We start from the raw sequence: 18,162 nt of genomic DNA on the forward strand, positions 1-18,162 counted from the left end.
TTATAACTAGAAATAAGATGAAAGAGGATTTAAATATGATATCAAGCAAACAGAGAAGCTATTTAAGGGGACTTGCGCAGCAGGTCGACCCTACAGTATATATTGGAAAACAGGGACTTACGGAGAATGTGATTAAGGAAATCGACACAGGACTGAACTGCCGCGAGCTTGTAAAAGTCAAGCTGCAGGAAGGTGCCGACTTGAGTCCTAAAGACGTAGCCGACGATATGGCAGAGAAGCTGAAGGCAGAATTTGTACAGGCAATCGGCAGAAAATTTGTCTTATACAGAGAATCGAAGGATAACAAGCAGATTGAACTGCCGAAGAAATAGACATGGAAAGAAATATTCTGCTGACAATAGAATATGACGGCACCAACTTCTGCGGCTGGCAGAGACAGCCAGGTCTTCGTACAGTCCAGGGCCAGTTGGAACAGGCTTTGACGAAGGTCTGCGGCAAAGAAATCACGCTAAACGGGACCAGCCGCACCGACGCTGGCGTACACGCTTTGGGGCAGCGGGCTTCTTTTAGAGGAGAGTTTGGCATTCCTACGGACAGGATTATGCTGGCAGTGAATAATCTGCTCTGCGGCGGCATGAATGTTAGAGGCAAGTGCGCAGATGTGTGTATCCGCGATGTGAGAGAAATGCCGGCAGATTTTCACGCCCGCTTTGATTCCAAAGGAAAGAAATACCGCTATATCATCAGAAACAGCGGGGAAATGGACGTCTTTGCCCGCAATTACTGCTATCAGATAAAAAGCCCGCTGAATCTTGCGGCTATGCAGGAAGCGGCCGCTTTGATCGTCGGCACCCATGATTTTGCCTGTTTCCAGGCGGCAGGCGGCAATCCCCGGGAAACCACAGTGAGAACAGTGTTCAGCCTGGATGTTTTTCGCAGAGAAGTCGGGGATATCGCAATCGAAATCACTGGCGACGGATTCCTCTACAACATGGTGAGAATCATCGCGGGAACCCTGGTCGAAGTGGGACAGGGCAAAAAAAGGCCCCAGGAGATTTCCTCCATCATTACGAGCAAGGAGAGACAAAGGGCGGGACACACGGCTCCGCCAGAAGGATTATATCTAGTAGAAATTTATTATGGAGAGTTATATGAAAGAGAGGCATGAAGAAATGGTTCAGATTGTTGACGACAGACCCAGCTGGGACGAGTATTTTATGCAGATGGCACAGCTCACAGCACAGAGATCTACTTGTCTGCGCAGAAAGGTAGGAGCGGTTATCGTCAAGGACAAGCATATTATCGCCACAGGCTATAACGGAGCGCCGAGAGGCCTCAAGCACTGCGTCGAGCTGGGCGGCTGCCTCAGAGAGAAGCTGAAGATCCCCTCAGGTCAGAGACACGAGCTCTGCAGAGCCCTTCATGCGGAACAGAATGCCATCATACAGGCGGCGACGCTGGGGCAGAGCATAGAAGACGGAACCATTTATATCACACATCAGCCTTGTGCAATTTGTGCAAAGATGATAATTAACGCAGGATTGAAGAGAATAGTAGTAAAAGAAGGATATCCAGACGATCTTTCTGTAGAAATTCTGGATGAGGCAGGACTGAAGATCGTGATGCTGGATAAATAGACAGACTAGGAGATGTTGAAATAGTATTATGGAAATTACTAGGATTACATTACTGGCAGCCTTTGTTACTTCCTTTGTACTGGCGCTGATTTTTTCGCCAGTGGCGATGAAGCTTGCGCCCAAGATTGGAGCCATGGACGTACCAAAGGACGCCAGAAGAATGCATTCAAAAGCGATGCCGCGTTTTGGCGGATTGGCCATCTTTATAGGGACCATCGCGTCGCTGTTGATCTACGCAGGTGATAACGAAAAAATAGTTGCGGTTGCTGTAGGCGGTACTTTGATTTACCTATTGGGGATAATAGACGATTTGGTGAATCTGGATGCGAAAATTAAATTTGCGGGCCAGACCCTCGTAGCGGTTCTCATGTATTACATGGGTCTGCAGATTAAATTTATCAGCAATTATTTCGGGGAAGGCGCGCTGCATTTTGGTACAGCGATGTGTTTTATCGTTACAATCCTTTGGATTGTGGGTATTACAAATACGATCAATCTGATCGACGGATTAGATGGACTGGCTGCTGGAACGGCCTCCATTGCTGCCCTCTGTATCGCTTATGTGGCTTACATTCACGGCGATGAATACGGCATGATGGTGGTCTGCCTAGCCATGCTGGCGCTGGCTGGCGGGTGCATCGGATTCCTGCCGTTCAACTTTTATCCGGCAAAGATTTTTATGGGTGACGGCGGGTCCTTATTTCTCGGTTTTATGATGGCGGCGCTCTCTGTAGTAGGCCCGTTAAAACGTTCCACGGTAATTGCTGTGGTAGTGCCTGTCATCGTCTTGGGCATTCCTATCTTTGATACCTTTTTTGCCATCGTGCGCAGAGTCATCAACAGAAGGCCCATTATGGAAGCTGATAAAGGCCACCTGCACCACAAACTGATGGCTTCGGGTTATGGACAGCGGAGAGCAGTTCTGATGCTTTACGGCATCAGTGCGATTATGGGTATGGCGGCAGTTTTGATCAGCCGCGAGCTCTATAAGGATTCCTTTGTCCTCGTAGCTATTGCGGCAATTTATCTCTATGTGTTTTTGACAGATCCCAACCACAAGATGCCGCAGATTAAAGCCGTAAATATTGCAAAAGAAGAACGAAAAGAAGAAAAACAGGAGATGCAGTGTCAAGACCAGAAGGAAGAATAGAGAACGAAAACCGGCAGCTTTACAAAAAGCTGGCAAGAATAGCAGTGCCTATTTCCATTCAGGGCGTAGTCTCTGCTACGCTGAATCTGATAGACAACTTGATGGTCGGATTTCTGGGAGAAGCCGACCTGGCGGCAGTGGGCATCGCCTCGCAGATTTATTTCATCCATTATCTGATACTCTATGGATTCACCAGCGGGACTGCTACCTTTATGGCTCAATTCTATGGGGCAAAGGACTATAAGAACATTCGGAAAGTTGTAGGCTTCTCTATTGTCGTCGCTTTCTGCGTGGCCGTTGTCTTTTTTGTCTCGGCATTTTTCTTCACTGACAATATTTTGGGAATCTATTCTAATGATCCGCGTATCATAGAAATGGCTCGTCCTTATGTGAAAATCGGCACAGCGTGCTTCTTTTTTCTGGCATTTTCCGTGCCTTTGGAGATGGCATTTAAGGCTACGCAGCAGACCAGAGTTCCATTGATTGTCAGTACTGTCGTTTTCAGCACCAACACCTGCCTGAATTACATATTTATTTTCGGCAAATTTGGGGCGCCGGCTATGGGTGTAGCGGGTGCGGCACTGGCGACAGCCATTGCCAGATTCCTGGAGGTTTTAATCAGTTTGATCTTCGCCCATAGAAAAAGCAACTGTTTTCACGGCAGCTACAGAGACTTCTTTGGCTGGAAAAAAGAGATGGTTCTTAGAATTGTCAAGAACTCCATGCCGACTACACTCAATGAGCTGCTTTGGAGTGTGGGACAATCCATGTATGTAGCAGCTTTTTCTAGGATCGGCACGACAGCTTACGCCGCTTATCAGGCGGCGGCCTCCATCAACAGCATTTTTTCCTTTGCAGCGTTCAGCGTAGGCGACGCGGCTTTGATTTTAGTGGGGGAGAAGCTGGGTGAGGGTGAAAGGGAGCAGACCTATATTCTCGGAAAGAAGCTGCTGAAAATCGGCACTGTCTTGGGAATTTTGGTGGGGCTGCTGTTGGTCTTGGCGGCAAAACCGTTGGTTGGATTTTTTAGTCTGACCGCTTTGGGAAAGACCTATGCCTTTCGAATTTTAGTCATTTACGGCCTGTGCATGGGCCTGAACTTATATAATGGCATCAACATCACCGGCACCTTGCGGGGCGGCGGTGATACGCGTTTTGCGATGATGGCGGAATGCAGCTGCGTATGGCTGGTAGCCGTACCGCTGGCGTTTTTGGCATCCCAAGTGCTGCATGTACCGATCTTTATCGCTGTTTTGATGATTAAATCAGAGGAAGTGGTAAAGTGCATCATCTTGACAAGACGATTCATTTCAAAAAAGTGGGTAAACAACGTAATTACCGGATTATAACGCTCTGCCCAAAGTGCCGCCGGCGTTTTGTCAGGCAGGGTTAGTCGAATAACAAGAGGGGAATAACAATGCAAAAATCGAGGAATTTTAAGAGAATTATTTTAATGGTCACCATTGTGGCGATGATCGCCGTATCGGTGCCGATGGTTTCTTATGGTGATGAACAGCCGGAAACCATTAAAAAAGAGTATATTATTACTTCCAGTGGTGATTTGTCCGCCGTGAAAGCCGATGGGCACATTGTCGACGTCGTTCTTGCAGACAGTCATACAGCGCTGATCAAAGTGGACAGCACGGCAAATTTAAGCAGCGTGCAGCAGGATTTGAAAGATGCCTTTCCTGATCTGACGATGCAGCCGAACTATGTGTATGAATCTACCAGCGTCAACGACCCTTACTACAATCTGCAATGGGGACTTCTCAATACCTCTGGCGGCGTGGATATCGGCTTTGAAGAAGCGCAGAGTTTTATTGAGTCAAAAAAACCGATGCTGAAAAAGACTGTCGTTGCGGTCATCGACACGGGTTTTGATTTTACGCATAATGACCTTGCGGATAACGTTTGGATCAACAAGGATGAGATCCCAGGCAACGGCAAGGATGACGACGGAAACGGTTATGTCGACGATACTTATGGTTATGACTTTTCCTCTGGTTCATCAGTAACTCTGCGCCCTACAAGCAGTGAGTTCGAACACGGCACCCATTGTGCGGGCATCATCGGAGCCGTCAGCAACAACCACATCGGCATCACGGGAATCGGCTCGATCACTGGCAAGGTCCAGCTGATGAACTTAAAAGTGCTGGCTGGCAGTAAAGGGGAGGGATCTTCTTTCAACTTGATTCGGGCTATCAAATATGCGGAGAACAACGGTGCGGATATTTGTAATATCAGCATGGGTTCTTATGGCAATGACACAGCTCTTTATGCCGCGATGGCGAAATCCAATATGCTTTTCGTTTGCGCGGCAGGTAACGACGGAAAGAATCTGAACAATATGCCGGTTTATCCAGGCAGCTACGACCTGGACAATGTCATCTGCGTTGCAAATATCAAATCCGACGGAACTATAAACCGGCTTTCTAACTACAGCAGCAGATATGTAGATTTGGCGGCGCCAGGCACGGATATCTACAGCACCGTACCGGGAGACAAATACCGCAATATGAGCGGTACTTCTATGGCGACTCCTTATGTAAGCGGCGTGGCGGCCTTACTTCACTCTTACTATAATGGAATTGGGGCATCACAGATTCGTCAGCTGATTATGGATAACACCACTTATTCCCAAAGCTTGCGAGGAAGGGTGGCGACCAGCGGTTATCTCAATGCTTATAAACCGCTGGCGGCCCATGATTCTGACGCCTTTAAACCAGATGAGACGGCGCCTGTGATTGCAGCTTCTGTGGTGGATATCGAAGGTTCCTACAAGCAGAAACTGGTGATTATGGCCACAGATGACAGTGGGGAGGTTCCGGAGGTAAGATATGCAAGGGGAGACCTTACAAAGAAGTATTTCAGGAGTGGGAAAGGTTTTGACGTAGATTTGGACGAAGAGAATACTGGCTCTAAGACCATGGGCGTACCGTCGATTTATACGATTTACGCTGTGGACTCTTCGGGCAATGACGCGCTGTATCAAGTAGAATGCACAGCCGACGCGGTGAAGAGTATCAAGCTGAACTACGTAAAGAAAACCATTAAAAAGGGAAAAACCTACAAGCTGAAGACGACGCTGTCCAAGAGCGGAACTTATGGACGAAAGGTAACTTATACCTCATCTAAAAAGTCTGTCGCTTCGGTGTCCGGCACTGGCAAGGTCACTGCCAAGAAAAAGGGCACGGTTACGATTACGGCCAAGACTGGAAACGGTCTGACTGCTAAGTGCAAGATCGTAGTGAAGTGAGAAAATGAATAGATAAAAAAACTGCGGACCGAAGATGGTTCGCAGTTTTTAGTTGCAGTGAGATTTGTAGGTGCAGGGTTGTATATCAGATGTTGATTTCACCCTCGGCAAGAATTACAGCGCTGCCGCCTACTTTAATCAGGCAGTCAGTTCCTTCGGCATTGATTTCCGTCAAGATGACGGATGGACGATTCATTTTTTCTCCCTGAATGATCTTGCAGTGATCTTTTGCTTGCACGATTTTGTTGAGATAGAAGTAATAGGTCAGGGCGCCGTTGGAGGTTCCTGTTGCCGCTTCTTCATCGATATCGTACAGCGGCGCAAAATTTCTCGCGTGAGCGGTTATGTCGTCTTCTGCGTCCAGAGTAAAGGCGTGTACGCCAGTTACCTCATAACGGGCGGAGAGCGCCGACAGCGCTTTCATATCAGGTTCCATGGCGTTTAGGTCTCTTTGTGAGGCCAGAGGCATCATGATGTCAGGAAGTCCGGTAGAAATCAATTTTGGCAGAAGCTTGATCTTTGCTGGATCGTAAACCGAGCCCATGACTTCGTAGAGCTCTTTGATAGCGGCTTCATCTTCTATTGCTGCTATTTCCACTGGAGAAGCCATATCCATCATGACGAATCCGTCTTTGATATCGATGCAAAGATCCCCGGCAAGGGTGTGGTTGATGCAGCGGCAGTTATCGCTGACGATTCCCAGATGCATTAAAGCACAAAAGGAACCGATGGTCGCATGGCCGCAGAGATCGACTTCCGCAGCAGGCGTAAAATATCTGATTTTAAATTCGTTATCAGCCAGTTTTTTGATGAAAGCAGTTTCTGAATAACGAAGTTCGGCAGCAGTTTTTACCATGGTCTCATCAGATGGAAAATCGGCATTTTCTGGCAGAATGACCACCCCGGCAGGATTTCCACCAAAAGTGGTTTCTGTAAATGCGTCGACTATTAAAAATTTCATATGACTCATCCTCCTCATTTTGCTCTATAATGATACAATAAACTTCAATAGCTATAGTATATTGTAAAACCTTTTTTTTAGCAAGAAATATAAATAAATTGCATATAATAGTGTGTGATAAACAATAAATTAATTAAAAGTTTGTTTTATAAATACAATATAACCCTGCGGCGTGTGAAAGAAATGTGAAAACTATAGTGTTCGGGTGTATTCGACAATTTGAATGCTTATAATAGTAGAGTCGCTTAAATCGAGTGACAAATTTAAAACAGAAAAAGAGGAGAAACAAAAATATGGCAAAGAAGCTATTTGTTGTGTGGCTCTTAATTACCATGGTAATTTTCTCATCGATTTCTATTTATGCTACAGAACAAACACAAGGAGATTTTTTTATTCCAAAGACCCCGTTGACAAAAGTCAATGAGGAAGACGCGAAAAGCGCAAATGAGGAAGAAGAAAGCCGCACAAAGGCAGAACCGGAAAAACTGGAAACTGCCATGGCAGTAAAAGCTACTGCCGTCAGAAGTAAATTAGAAGACAAAGAATATTTAGAAGGCCTGTCCTCGTATATCCGACATGTGAACCGCAATGTCAGTAAACAGGAATCGATGGATATGGCAAAGAATTTTGTAAAATATGCTGAAAAATATGAAGTTGATGAGAAGATTGTCATGGCAATCGCTCAGAACGAAAGCTGTTATTACAGCGATGCAGTCAGCTGTGAGGACTTTAAAGGTCTGATGCAGACTGGAGACGGACTGGCAAGAAATGCGGGATATGATCCGCAGGAATTGTTTAATCCGGCTGTGAGCATCAAGGTTGGTGCGAGGTATATCAGCATGAAGCTGGATGAGTTTGGAGACGTAAGTCTCGCACTTACCGCATACAATCAAGGTTCAGGTTCCGTGCATTCAGGAAACTATTCTACCGGTTACGCAGAGCTTGCTATGGCAAGGACTGCCGCTATGGAGGATTATCTGGAAGATAACGGATATATTGAATAAAAAATCATTAGACTAATTTGAGAGCATTTAATAGAAAGCAGTAAGCGGCCGGGAGATTCCCGGTCGCTTACTGCTTTTTGTAATTCTTAAGAAATCTTAAGAATTTGGAAGTGAAATTGTATTCATTTGGTTTTGTTAACCAAATAATGAGAAAAAAATATGTTGATGGACATTAAAGAAGTGGAACGCTCTGTGAAAAGCCTGTGAAAAATAAGAATTTCTTAAGAAAAAGACTTGCACATTGTTTATAATAAATAAAGCGACAGGGAAGAAATACCTGCTGCACAATAAAAATAAGAGAGAAAAAGAGGAGAAGAAAGAAATGGCGAAAAAGCTAGTCACAGCGCTTTTAACAATTACCATCATCGCTTGCTCATCAATTTCCATTTATGCTACAGACACAAATATTACTGATACTACAGAAGCTAAAGCTACAGCGACGACAGAGGATTCAGAACAGACAGCGAATACTACAGTCAAAGTTCAGAGCATGTCTACAAAAACAAATTCAAAGTATAAAAAGGGATTGGCTGCTTATATTAGAAAAATTAATTCTAACGTAAGTAAAACGAAATCATTGAATATGGCAGGTTATTTTATTTCAAAAGCAAAGAAGTATAACTTAGACGCAAAAGTATTAATGGCAATTGCGCAGAATGAAAGTACATTCTATACCAATGCAAAAAGTCCCTATGGATACAAGGGACTGATGCAGACCAGCGACGCATTGGCGAGGCAGTACGGTTACAAGCCTTCAAGTCTTTATAAAGCGCAGGTAAGTATTGAAGTGGGAGCCAGATATCTGAGAGCGATGAAGAACGAGTTCAATACTTATACCAAAGCACTATCTGCGTATGCATATGGATCAGGGTCGGTAAAATCAGGAAACTACTCTACGAAGATTGCAAAGAAATTGCTGAATACCAGGGTGCAGATCAGAAGGTATCTTGAGAGGAATAATTATATTTAACCAAGGCTTATATTTACGGCAATAGCATGTAAATAGAATTTAAAAAGACGCCGGGGAAGGCAGGTTTGCTTTCCCCAGGCGTCTTTTATTGTCCTTTATTTAATCGACATGTTTATCGAAATGCTGAATCAGCAGTTTCTGAACTTGCTCGTGCTCGCCGGCTTTGACAGCGTCGAGGATCTGTATGTGTTCTTTGATATTGTCCTCTCGATTGAGGGCCGCCTTCTGATAGTTGTACCGCGCCAGGAGAAAGAGCAGGGTGTACTGCTCTTCAAAGGCTCTGGACAGCTTTTCATTGCCGATGACGTCGACAAAGCATCGGTCAAAAGCGAGAGCTGCATGAATGGAGGCGGCAATGTCTTTATTCAGGCTCTTCTGCTGTTTCTCCAATGCCTTCTCCAGCATGATGCGCAGCTTGCTGGTGCTGTTCTTAACTACGCAAAGCTGGTAGGAGCCGGAGATGAGCACGAGGAATATTTGATTCATCTCATTGTTGAGACTCTCTGTCATCTCGATGACCTTCACGCGGGAGTTAAGGGAAGAAGTCACCAGACCCTCCATTTCCAGCAGGGAAAGCGCCTCTCTCACAGGAGTATTGCTGACCCCCAGCTCTTTGCAGAGGGGCAGGATTCTGATCTGATCTCCCCAATCATATTCTTGCGAAAGTATTTTCTGCTTGATAATTTCATAGACCTGCATTCGCATACTGACTTTGTTCAACTGTAACATGTCTTTATTCTCCTTTAGGTAGATAGTGTGCACAGTACATATTCTAATACAATTTGAAAGAAATGTCAAATAATTGTGAAAACTGTCTTGACAAATTCTGAACCGGGTGTAAAATGATAATAATAGTTTTAAAGTATGCATACTATTGTGGGCATACTTTATGCCAGCAAAATAGGAGGATGTTATCATGTCTGAGAAAAAACAAAATGAGGGGTTCAGCTCGCTCTTTGGTTTCCTGCTTACGGTCATCGGTTTCGCTGTAGGCGTAGGAAGTCTTTGGCGCTTCCCTTATGTCTGCGGAACGAATGGCGGCGCACTATTTATCATTACATATGTGCTGGTCATTGTTCTGGTCGGCATTCCTTTGCTGACGGCAGAAATCTCAATGGGATATGTGTCGCAGAAGACAGCCATCGGCGCATATCAGACACTAAAACCCGGCAGCAAGTGGTATGCTGCCAGCTACCTGCACATTATCGTAGCGCTCTTAATCTTCTGCTACACAGTACCGATTTACGTCTGGGTTCTGGCTTACATCTGGAGAACCGCGGTCGGCTTCTTTGTGGGGTTAGATGCAGACGGCATTGCCCAGTCTTTTGAGGCTCTGTCCGGCGACCCCAAAACCATGTTTTTATTTGCAATTATCAACTGGGCGCTTATCGCTATTATCGTCAGCGGAGGAGTGCAGAAGGGCGTGGAAAAGGTTAACAAATTTCTGCTGCCGGCCTTGGCTGTTATCATGGTTGTCTGTATCGTCATCGGCCTCAATGTGGAAGGGTCGTCAAAGGGGCTGGCCTACATGTTCAAACCAGACCTTTCTTCTTTCTCTTTTGATGCGGTAACAGCGGCCACCGGTCAGGCATTCTTTGCATTAGGTCTGGCGATGCTGGGTTCTATGATCTTTGGAAGCTACATCAAAGATAAGAAGGCCAATATTCTGAAGCAGGCCACCATTGTCAGCGGTTCTATCGTGGCGGCCGGTCTTGCTGCAGGCATGATGATTTTTCCAATGGTATTTGCATTTGGTCTGGAGCCAGGCGCAGGCACGGGCCTGACCATGATTACGCTGCCAAATGTATTCAACTATATCACAGGCGGTAAAGTCATCGGCACTCTGTTTTACGTAGGTTTTTACTTCGCAGCTCTGTCGTCGGCCATTGGTCTGGCCGAGGCAATTTCAGCCGTGTTCATGGACTTGTTCCATATCAGCCGGAAAAAGGCTGTCGCTCTTGTCATGGCTTTTTCTGTAGTCATTGGCAGCTGCTCTATTCTGATTCCAGGTTTCTTGGATGTGGTGGACGGTATTACAAGCAATTATCTGCTGGTCATCAGCGGGCTTTTGATTGATATCTTCGTAGCGTGGATTTGGGGAGCAGATAATTTCCTCGATGCGATCCATATTAAAAACAAAGCGATGCGGATCTGGCTCAAGGTTTCTGTAAAGTATCTCTGTCCACTGGCAATCGTGATTATTCTGGTGGGGAATTTCCTGCAATGAAAATTTCATTATAAGTCTTTTAAAAAGGCCGCAATGCTGTTGATTGTCGAATCAGCAGCATTGCGGCCTTTTTTATGGGTTTATAGACTCTGCCTGTTTGCGAGTTACGCATTTTAGGCGTGTTATCAGTCTGCTGGATAACATTTTGCGGATTTTGTTGGAATCTGCGTAACCTCCTGGCATGTCGAGCTCGCCAGTTACGCAGCGGGAAGAGGTTCGGGGTCTGTTTCTTAACTTTTTGCAGTTTTTAACTGAATCTGCGTAACTGTGGAGTGATATCTGCTGTCAAGTTACGCATATTAGGCGAGTTATCAGTCTACTGGATAACATTTTGCTGATTTTGACCAAATCTGCGTAACCTTCTGGAATGTCGAGCTTGCCAGTTACGCAGCGAGAAGAGGTTCGGGGTCTGTTTCTTAACTTTTTGCAGTATTTAACTGAATCTGCGTAACGGCCCCGGTACGTCTAGCTGTCGTGTTACGCAAAATGGGGAGTACGCCTGACGTAACGATAATTTCTAAGAATTTTGAAAATTTCCCCTTGACAAAACATTTTAGAGGAGTAAAATGAAACTACAAAATATGCATAGTGCACGATGCATATATCCATGAGAACAAACTGAGGAGGAATATGATGAAAAGTTTATGCACGCCGATGAAGGCGGAGGACCTTACCACATTAAAGATCAGATATGACTGGAAAAAGGATCAGTTCTGGATGGAAGCCATGAAGCAGTGGGAGCAGGATCTGGATTTCAGTAAGTACAACAAAGAATTCTACGTGGAAAGCATTTTGACAGAAGACGTCGTTTACCTCAACACAAAGCAGGTGAGAGCACTGTACAAGAAATACGACCTGGAGGATTACCTGGATGAAATTCTCGACTTGATCAGACAGGGCAGACACTTTGGAATCGAGTGCTATTATAACGACAAATATAACATCCGGTTCATGTGCCACCAGCACAGCCGCAAGCTGGGTGTCAACAACCGGCTGCATGCCACTTTGGCAGGCGGAATCAGACGTCACGATGTAAACGAAGACGAAAAAGAAGTCATCATCGACGGATTGAATCTGGGAAGAGGCATGAGTTTCAAGAACGTGGCCGGCAACCTGGCTTTCGGCGGCTGCAAGACGACGGTGCAGATGGAGGAACTGGATCTTTCAAATCTGGAAATCATGGGATTCCTCGGCTTTGCCATCGATAACTGCAGAACCATGACCGGTCCGGATATGAACTTCCCAACGGAGATGGCTGACGTAGAAAATGCCAATTTCTCTATGAATTACACCAGCGGACCAAACTCTCCTTTGGGCGAAACGGGAAAACCGACAGCTTATGGGGTCTACGTGACCATGAAGCAGGCCGTCAGATTCAAGGAAGGAACCGACAGCCTGGACGGAAAGACCATCACGTTGATCGGTCTCGGCGCCGTGGGCTGGTATTTGGGAGAATATCTGCTGCAGGAAAACGTCAAGCTTTACATAGCGGACTTGAATCAGGAAACTGCACAGAAATTTATAGACGAAAATCCTGGCAAAGACATAGAAATCGTATCCCTGGATGAGGCTTTATATATGGATGTGGATATTGTCAGCCCTTGCGCCATCGGCGGGATCCTCTACGATGACAACATTCCAAAGCTGAGATGTAAGATGATCTGGGGATCGGCCAACAACCAGCTGCGCGCCTCCAGCCAGGAAGAAGAGATTCGCATCGCCAAGCTGCTGGCTGAGCGAGACATCCTCTTCCAGACAGAGTGGTGGCACAACACCGCTGGCGTCATCTGCGGAGCGCAGGAATACATGGAAGGCGAGAATGCAAGCTATGAAAAACTGACCAAGGTCATCGATGCAACCATGCCAAAGCAGACCTGGGATAACCTGACCAAGGCCGAGGCTTTAGGAATTACGCCGTGCGAGAACGTTTACAGGACTTGCCAGGACGTGATATACGGTAGATAACCGGGGGAGAGGACATGATTCTTGAGAAAAAACAAAACGAAGGATTCAGCTCGATTCTGGGCTTTCTCCTTACAACCATCGGGTTTGCAGTAGGCGTAGGGAGCCTCTGGCGTTTTCCATATGTGTGCGGAACCAACGGCGGCGCGCTGTTTATCATCACCTACGTGCTGGTCATCGTGCTGATCGGAATTCCCCTTTTGACAGCGGAGATTTCCATGGGTTACGTAACGCAGAAAACCGCAGTCGGCGCTTACCAGACTCTGAGGCCGGGAACAAAATGGTACGCTTCCAGCTATCTCCATATTCTGGTGGCACTGCTGGTCTTCTGCTATACCGTTCCTATCTATGTATGGGTTCTGGCCTATATTTGGAGGACAGCGACGGGCTTCTTCTCAGGTATGGATGCTGCGGGCATCGCAGACTCTTTTGCGGCACTGACCAGCGATCCCAAAACCATGTTTCTCTTTGCCGTCGTCAACTGGGTGATCATCGCTGTCATCATCAGCGGCGGCGTGCAGAAGGGCGTGGAGAAGGTGAATAAGTTCCTGCTGCCGGCATTGGCTGTCATCATGGTGGTATGCATCGTGATCGGCCTCAACGTGGAAGGGGCGTCAAAAGGGCTGGCATACATGTTCAAGCCGGATATAAGCACATTTTCTTTTGACGCAGTAACCTCTGCAGTGGGGCAGGCATTCTTTGCCATCGGCATCGGCATGTTGGCCTCCATGATCTTTGGCAGCTATATCAAAAATAAGAAGGAAAATATATTGAAGCAGGCTGCAATCGTCAGCACTTCCATCGTAGCAGCCGGAATCGCCGCCGGACTGATGATCTTCCCGATGGTATTTGCTTTCGGTTTAGAACCAGGGGCAGGCGTCGGCCTGACCATGATCACTTTGCCAAATGTCTTCAATTATATTTCTGGCGGGAGAATCATCGGTACTTTGTTTTATGTAGGCTTCTACTTTGCCGCACTGTCTTCTGCCATCGGCATCGGTGAAGCCATCGTAGCAGTGGTCATGGATGGCTTTCATATAAATAGGAAAAAAGCTGTCGCCATCGTCATGGCGTTCGCCGTGGTTATCGGCAGCTGCTCCATTCTGATTCCAGGCTTCCTGGACACCGTGGACGTCATCACCAGCAATTATCTGCTGGTCGTCAGCGGGCTGCTGATTTCTATCTTTGTAGGGTGGATTTGGGGAATTGACAACTTCCTCGATTCTATCAACGTACAAAATAAAGTCCAGCGCACCTGGCTGAGGATTTCAGTCAAATATCTGTGTCCAGTGGCAATCCTGATCATTTTCATAGGTAATTTCCTATAATATTTGCTTTAAAGCGCAAGAAACCGAAGAACACTGCCGGGCGGGGTCGCCTGGCAGTGTTCTTTTGCTTTTAGTATTCGAAATGTTTGTCGTAATGGATATAGATGAGCTTCTGGGCTCCCATGAAGTTGTTCTTTCTGACCGCATCGAGAATCTGCTGATGCTCACTGAGGTTGAATTCCCGATTAGGTTCGGGATGTTGGTGGGTGTAGCGAGTCAGCAGATAAAGAATCGGTGACTTGGTATCGAAGGTGTTGAGTAGATAATCGTTGCCTGTCGCAGCGACAAAACACCGGTCAAACTCAATGGCCTTGAAGGCATAATTCATATATTCCTTTTCCTTTAAAGCCTGTTCCTGCGCTAGAATGGCTTCCTCCATCAGTTCCAATAGACACTCGATTTTGTCTTCCAAATAGCAGGTTGTGTAGCAGCCGGATATAATTGAGAAAAAAGTATGGTCGATATCTTTGTAGAGGTCTTCTGTGATATCGATGACCTGGACCTTTGAATTCAATGTGGAGGTCACCAGGCCTTCCACTTCTAAGCGAGAAAGCGCCTCGCGGATCGGAGTGTTGCTGACGCCGAGTTCGCTGCTCAGCGCGGAAATATTGATGGTGTCGCCGAAGTTGTACTCCAATGTAAATATTTTCTCTTTGATAATCTGATAGACCTGGTCTTTCATACTGGTCTTTGTAATTGCCGTCATATTTGTTCCTCCCTGTTTCACTACAATTATATACTATCTGCCGATGAAAGTTAATTTAATTTTATTCACTCTAATCAAATCGCGCAGTAACATACAAAAGTGCCTTCTTTGCATTGCCTGCAAAATCAATGCGGGTTCATCAAAGGAATTTCATATTAGCAGGCGTGCGGACTAATGAACTTTTTACAGCAGATTGACAACATACATCGTGTATGTTATATTGGTGTATACAAACACGGTGTATGTATATAAGGAGGTGCGAGATGCCGCGCAATAAATATCCGGAAGAAACTGTTCAAAAAATACTGGACGTTTCCTTAAAGCTCTTTCTTGAGAAGGGCTACGAGGAGACTACTGTCTTAGATATTGTCAACAATTTGGGAGGGTTGACGCGAGGCGCTTTTTATCATCACTTCAAGTCAAAAGAAGAAGTTTTAGACGCGTTAGGCGATAAGCTGTTTTTCGACAACAATCCTTTTGAGAAAGTGAAAAAGGAAAAAGGTTTAAGCGGGTTGGAGAAAATTAAAAAGGTTATCAAGCTGCAATTTCAAAATCAGGAATTGCAAGAGGTTAACACGATGTCGATTTGCCTTCTGAATAACCCGCGAATTTTAGCAGACTTTTTGCAAAAGCAGCAGAAGATGATAGCCCCGTATTTAGAGGAACTCTTCCGGGAAGCCATTGAGGATGGCTCCATTAAAAATATAAAATATCCCAAATCTCTCGCCAGCTTTTTTACAGTCATGGTCGACGTTTGGGTGATTCCTTCCATCTTTCCATGCAGCCAAGAAGAGTTGATTGAAAAGATATATTTTTTAAAAGAGCTGTTTGATTCTATGGGTATTCCTGTTATGGACGAAGAAATCCTGCAGGGCTCCTTGCAGCAAATAAAACATTTAGACAGAGAATAAAATTGCCTGGCAATTTTATTTTTTAGCACATATACATACAGACAACATGTATCTAAAGGAGGATATAGTTATGAAGGCAACAGATTTAGCAATTTCTGTAAAAGGACTGAAGAAGAGCTATAAAAACAAGTTAGTGCTGAAGGATGTAAACTTTGATGTGGAGCGGGGATCGATCTACTCGCTTTTGGGTTCTAACGGTGCAGGGAAAACGACGACCATTAAGGTGCTGACCACACTGTTAAAACCAGATGACGGTGAACTGAAGGTAAGTGGTTATGACGTGCTAGGGGAATCTGAAAAAGTGCATCAGGCTATCAGTCTGACGGGACAGTTTGCAAGCGTAGATGAATCGCTGACAGGCATGGAGAATCTCATTTTGATCGGAAAACTCAATCATATTGGGAAGCCAAAAGACAGGGCAGTTGAACTATTGACTTATTTCAATCTGATGGATTCTGCAGGACGCCTGGTATCGACTTACTCTGGCGGAATGAAAAGAAAGCTGGATATTGCTATGAGTCTGGTCAATCGACCGGAGATCATTTTCCTGGACGAACCGACAACGGGTCTCGATCCCCAAAGCCGACACAGCATGTGGGCGATTATCGAGGAACTAAAAGATTCTGGCGTGACTATATTTTTAACTACGCAGTATCTGGAAGAGGCGGAGCAGCTAGCAGATAAAATCGGCGTCTTGGACAAAGGGACTATCATCGTAGAAGGAACAGCGCAGGAACTAAAAAATATGCTGCCTCAAGGTGTGGTAGAATTTACTTTTACAGATGAGGATCTCTTGAATCAGGCTTGCAGTCTCACTGCCAAATACAAAACAACTGCGATAAAGGAAGAAAATAAGCTGATAATCTATACTGACGGTTCAGCGGACACATTATCACTGATCTTTCAGAAGTTTGCTTCTAACGGGGTGGGAATCAAAGCATTCGCTCAGAAATCACCTACCCTTGAAGACGTTTTTTTAACACTGATTGGAGAAAAGGAAGGTATAGGGAATGAATAAAATTACGAACTTATTTGTGGACACGAAAACCATGGCTGGCCGCTGCTTATTACTGACTAGACGAAATCCTGACATGGTTTTGACCAGCTTTGTGGCGCCAGTAATGATGATGATTCTCTTCGCTTATGTATTGGGAGGAGCGATCAACGTGGGCAGTGCTTCTTACGTCAATTATATCGTACCAGGTATCATATTGCAGAGCTTGGGTCAATGCGCGACTACCACAGCAATCAGCGTAAGCACAGATATAAAAACGGGCATTATCGACCGCTTTTGTACGATGCCTATAAAAAAATCTTCTATCTTATCCGGTCATGTATGGGAGTCCTTTTCCAGGAACGGACTGGCTACAATTCTGGTTGTGGCTGTGGCATTTCTTGTCGGCTTCAGACCGAAGGCTGATTTTGCAGGCTGGCTTTTGGTTCTATTGATTCTGAGTCTGTATATCCTGGCTATTTCGTGGTGCTCCATTTTCTTTGGAATCATCGCTAAAAGCCCGGAAGGCGCGGGAGCCTTTTCTGTATTTGCTATTATTTTACCATATTTGAGTTCCGGCTTTGTGCCAACAGATACGATGCCCAAAGCTTTGGAACTCTTTGCAGAACATCAGCCGATGACGCCGATTATCGACACCTTACGGACAGTCTTGCAGGGGGAAGAACTGCAAAGCCACACATTGGCAGCCGCTATACTGTGGTGTGCACTGCTGCTGACGTTTTTTTATTTCCTATCTGTCAAAGCCTTTCGAAAAAACATTTCTAGATAATAAGAATCAAAATACTATATTTCATTCCAAGTTATGCAGACTTCGACAGAAATCAAAAAGAAGTTATCAAGACAAAAGAATTTATGAAGATTTGCGTAATCAGGCGGCTCGTGTTATGCAGATTCGGCAAAATTCATCTGAATAAGTAAGTAAAGGCGGATGAGGAGGGCATTCTGCATAACCGAGCGAATGATCTTCATGTGCAGTTACGCAGATTCGACTAGAAATCAGAAAAAGTTATACTGAAAACCGAGCCATCTTAAAAATTACGTAACCAAAGGCTGAAAGAGACAGCTGATTTTTTG

At 45.4% G+C, this 18,162-nt stretch carries 17 protein-coding genes; 14 read left to right on the forward strand and 3 right to left on the reverse strand.

Features of this window, described 5'->3' with window-relative positions; genetic code table 11:
* Nucleotides 1–35: 35 nt before the first annotated feature.
* The 6 genes from yhbY (at nt 36) to BN6539_RS06725 (ending at nt 6,004) form a co-directional block, all read left to right on the forward strand.
* Nucleotides 36–332: a ribosome assembly RNA-binding protein YhbY gene (gene yhbY / locus BN6539_RS06700; protein ID WP_067535541.1), complete on the forward strand. Its 297-nt coding sequence runs from the start codon at nt 36–38 to the stop codon at nt 330–332.
* A 2-nt stretch (nt 333–334) separates the two neighbouring features.
* Nucleotides 335–1,129, forward strand: coding sequence for a tRNA pseudouridine(38-40) synthase TruA (truA, locus tag BN6539_RS06705; RefSeq protein WP_067535544.1), 795 nt, complete (start codon nt 335–337; stop codon nt 1,127–1,129).
* Entirely contained in the window at nt 1,113–1,598 is a 486-nt protein-coding gene (locus BN6539_RS06710) for a deoxycytidylate deaminase (RefSeq protein WP_242869379.1), read from the forward strand. Before truA ends, BN6539_RS06710 begins: the two co-directional genes overlap by 17 nt.
* A gap of 28 nt (nt 1,599–1,626) precedes the next feature.
* The gene (locus BN6539_RS06715; RefSeq protein WP_067535546.1) at nt 1,627–2,748 is read left to right on the forward strand and encodes a glycosyltransferase family 4 protein; all 1,122 of its coding nucleotides are present in this window, start codon (nt 1,627–1,629) and stop codon (nt 2,746–2,748) included.
* On the forward strand, nt 2,724–4,097 hold the full coding sequence (locus tag BN6539_RS06720) for an MATE family efflux transporter (RefSeq protein ID WP_067535549.1): 1,374 nt from the start codon (nt 2,724–2,726) through the stop codon (nt 4,095–4,097). The genes BN6539_RS06715 and BN6539_RS06720 overlap by 25 nt, the downstream gene beginning before the upstream one ends.
* Before the next feature lie 68 nt (nt 4,098–4,165).
* Nucleotides 4,166–6,004: a S8 family serine peptidase gene (locus BN6539_RS06725; protein WP_067535552.1), complete on the forward strand. Its 1,839-nt coding sequence runs from the start codon at nt 4,166–4,168 to the stop codon at nt 6,002–6,004.
* Between the two features lie 85 nt (nt 6,005–6,089).
* Here BN6539_RS06725 and BN6539_RS06730 read toward each other — a convergent pair whose 3' ends face one another.
* On the reverse strand, nt 6,090–6,965 hold the full coding sequence (locus BN6539_RS06730; RefSeq protein ID WP_067535555.1) for a PhzF family phenazine biosynthesis protein: 876 nt from the start codon (nt 6,963–6,965) through the stop codon (nt 6,090–6,092).
* A gap of 293 nt (nt 6,966–7,258) precedes the next feature.
* Here BN6539_RS06730 and BN6539_RS06735 point away from each other — a divergent pair, with 293 nt between their 5' ends.
* Both BN6539_RS06735 and BN6539_RS06740 read left to right on the forward strand, forming a co-directional pair.
* A complete protein-coding gene (locus BN6539_RS06735; RefSeq protein WP_067535558.1) occupies nt 7,259–7,969 on the forward strand; it encodes a lytic transglycosylase domain-containing protein in 711 nt (236 codons plus the stop codon).
* Nucleotides 7,970–8,291: 322 nt separating this feature from the next.
* A complete protein-coding gene (locus BN6539_RS06740; RefSeq protein ID WP_147363182.1) occupies nt 8,292–8,939 on the forward strand; it encodes a transglycosylase SLT domain-containing protein in 648 nt (215 codons plus the stop codon).
* Between the two features lie 99 nt (nt 8,940–9,038).
* Here the strand turns inward: BN6539_RS06740 and BN6539_RS06745 are convergent, their stop codons facing one another.
* Complete coding sequence (locus tag BN6539_RS06745; protein WP_067535564.1) at nt 9,039–9,668, reverse strand: GntR family transcriptional regulator; 630 nt, start codon at nt 9,666–9,668, stop codon at nt 9,039–9,041.
* Nucleotides 9,669–9,855: 187 nt separating this feature from the next.
* Here BN6539_RS06745 and BN6539_RS06750 point away from each other — a divergent pair, with 187 nt between their 5' ends.
* The 3 genes from BN6539_RS06750 (at nt 9,856) to BN6539_RS06760 (ending at nt 14,456) form a co-directional block, all read left to right on the forward strand.
* Entirely contained in the window at nt 9,856–11,166 is a 1,311-nt protein-coding gene (locus tag BN6539_RS06750) for a sodium-dependent transporter (RefSeq protein ID WP_067535568.1), read from the forward strand.
* 630 nt (nt 11,167–11,796) lie between these two features.
* Nucleotides 11,797–13,131, forward strand: a complete 1,335-nt coding sequence (locus BN6539_RS06755) for a Glu/Leu/Phe/Val dehydrogenase family protein (protein WP_067535571.1) — start codon at nt 11,797–11,799, stop codon at nt 13,129–13,131.
* A gap of 14 nt (nt 13,132–13,145) precedes the next feature.
* Complete coding sequence (locus tag BN6539_RS06760; RefSeq protein ID WP_067535574.1) at nt 13,146–14,456, forward strand: sodium-dependent transporter; 1,311 nt, start codon at nt 13,146–13,148, stop codon at nt 14,454–14,456.
* Nucleotides 14,457–14,526: 70 nt separating this feature from the next.
* Here the strand turns inward: BN6539_RS06760 and BN6539_RS06765 are convergent, their stop codons facing one another.
* Complete coding sequence (locus BN6539_RS06765; RefSeq protein WP_067535577.1) at nt 14,527–15,162, reverse strand: GntR family transcriptional regulator; 636 nt, start codon at nt 15,160–15,162, stop codon at nt 14,527–14,529.
* Nucleotides 15,163–15,425: 263 nt separating this feature from the next.
* On the opposite strand from BN6539_RS06765, the gene BN6539_RS06770 reads away from it, so the two are divergent.
* The 3 genes from BN6539_RS06770 to BN6539_RS06780 all read left to right on the forward strand — a co-directional run bounded on the left by BN6539_RS06770 (nt 15,426) and on the right by BN6539_RS06780 (nt 17,857).
* Nucleotides 15,426–16,073 (forward strand): TetR/AcrR family transcriptional regulator, encoded by a 648-nt coding sequence (locus BN6539_RS06770; protein ID WP_067535580.1) that lies wholly within the window; start codon nt 15,426–15,428, stop codon nt 16,071–16,073.
* Nucleotides 16,074–16,143: 70 nt separating this feature from the next.
* On the forward strand, nt 16,144–17,091 hold the full coding sequence (locus BN6539_RS06775; protein WP_067535583.1) for an ATP-binding cassette domain-containing protein: 948 nt from the start codon (nt 16,144–16,146) through the stop codon (nt 17,089–17,091).
* Nucleotides 17,084–17,857, forward strand: a complete 774-nt coding sequence (locus BN6539_RS06780; RefSeq protein WP_067535586.1) for an ABC transporter permease — start codon at nt 17,084–17,086, stop codon at nt 17,855–17,857. Before BN6539_RS06775 ends, BN6539_RS06780 begins: the two co-directional genes overlap by 8 nt.
* Nucleotides 17,858–18,162 lie beyond the last annotated feature (305 nt).

Origin of the sequence: Emergencia timonensis (assembly GCF_900086585.1) — a bacterium.
Taxonomy (GTDB): domain Bacteria; phylum Bacillota; class Clostridia; order Peptostreptococcales; family Anaerovoracaceae; genus Senimuribacter; species Senimuribacter timonensis.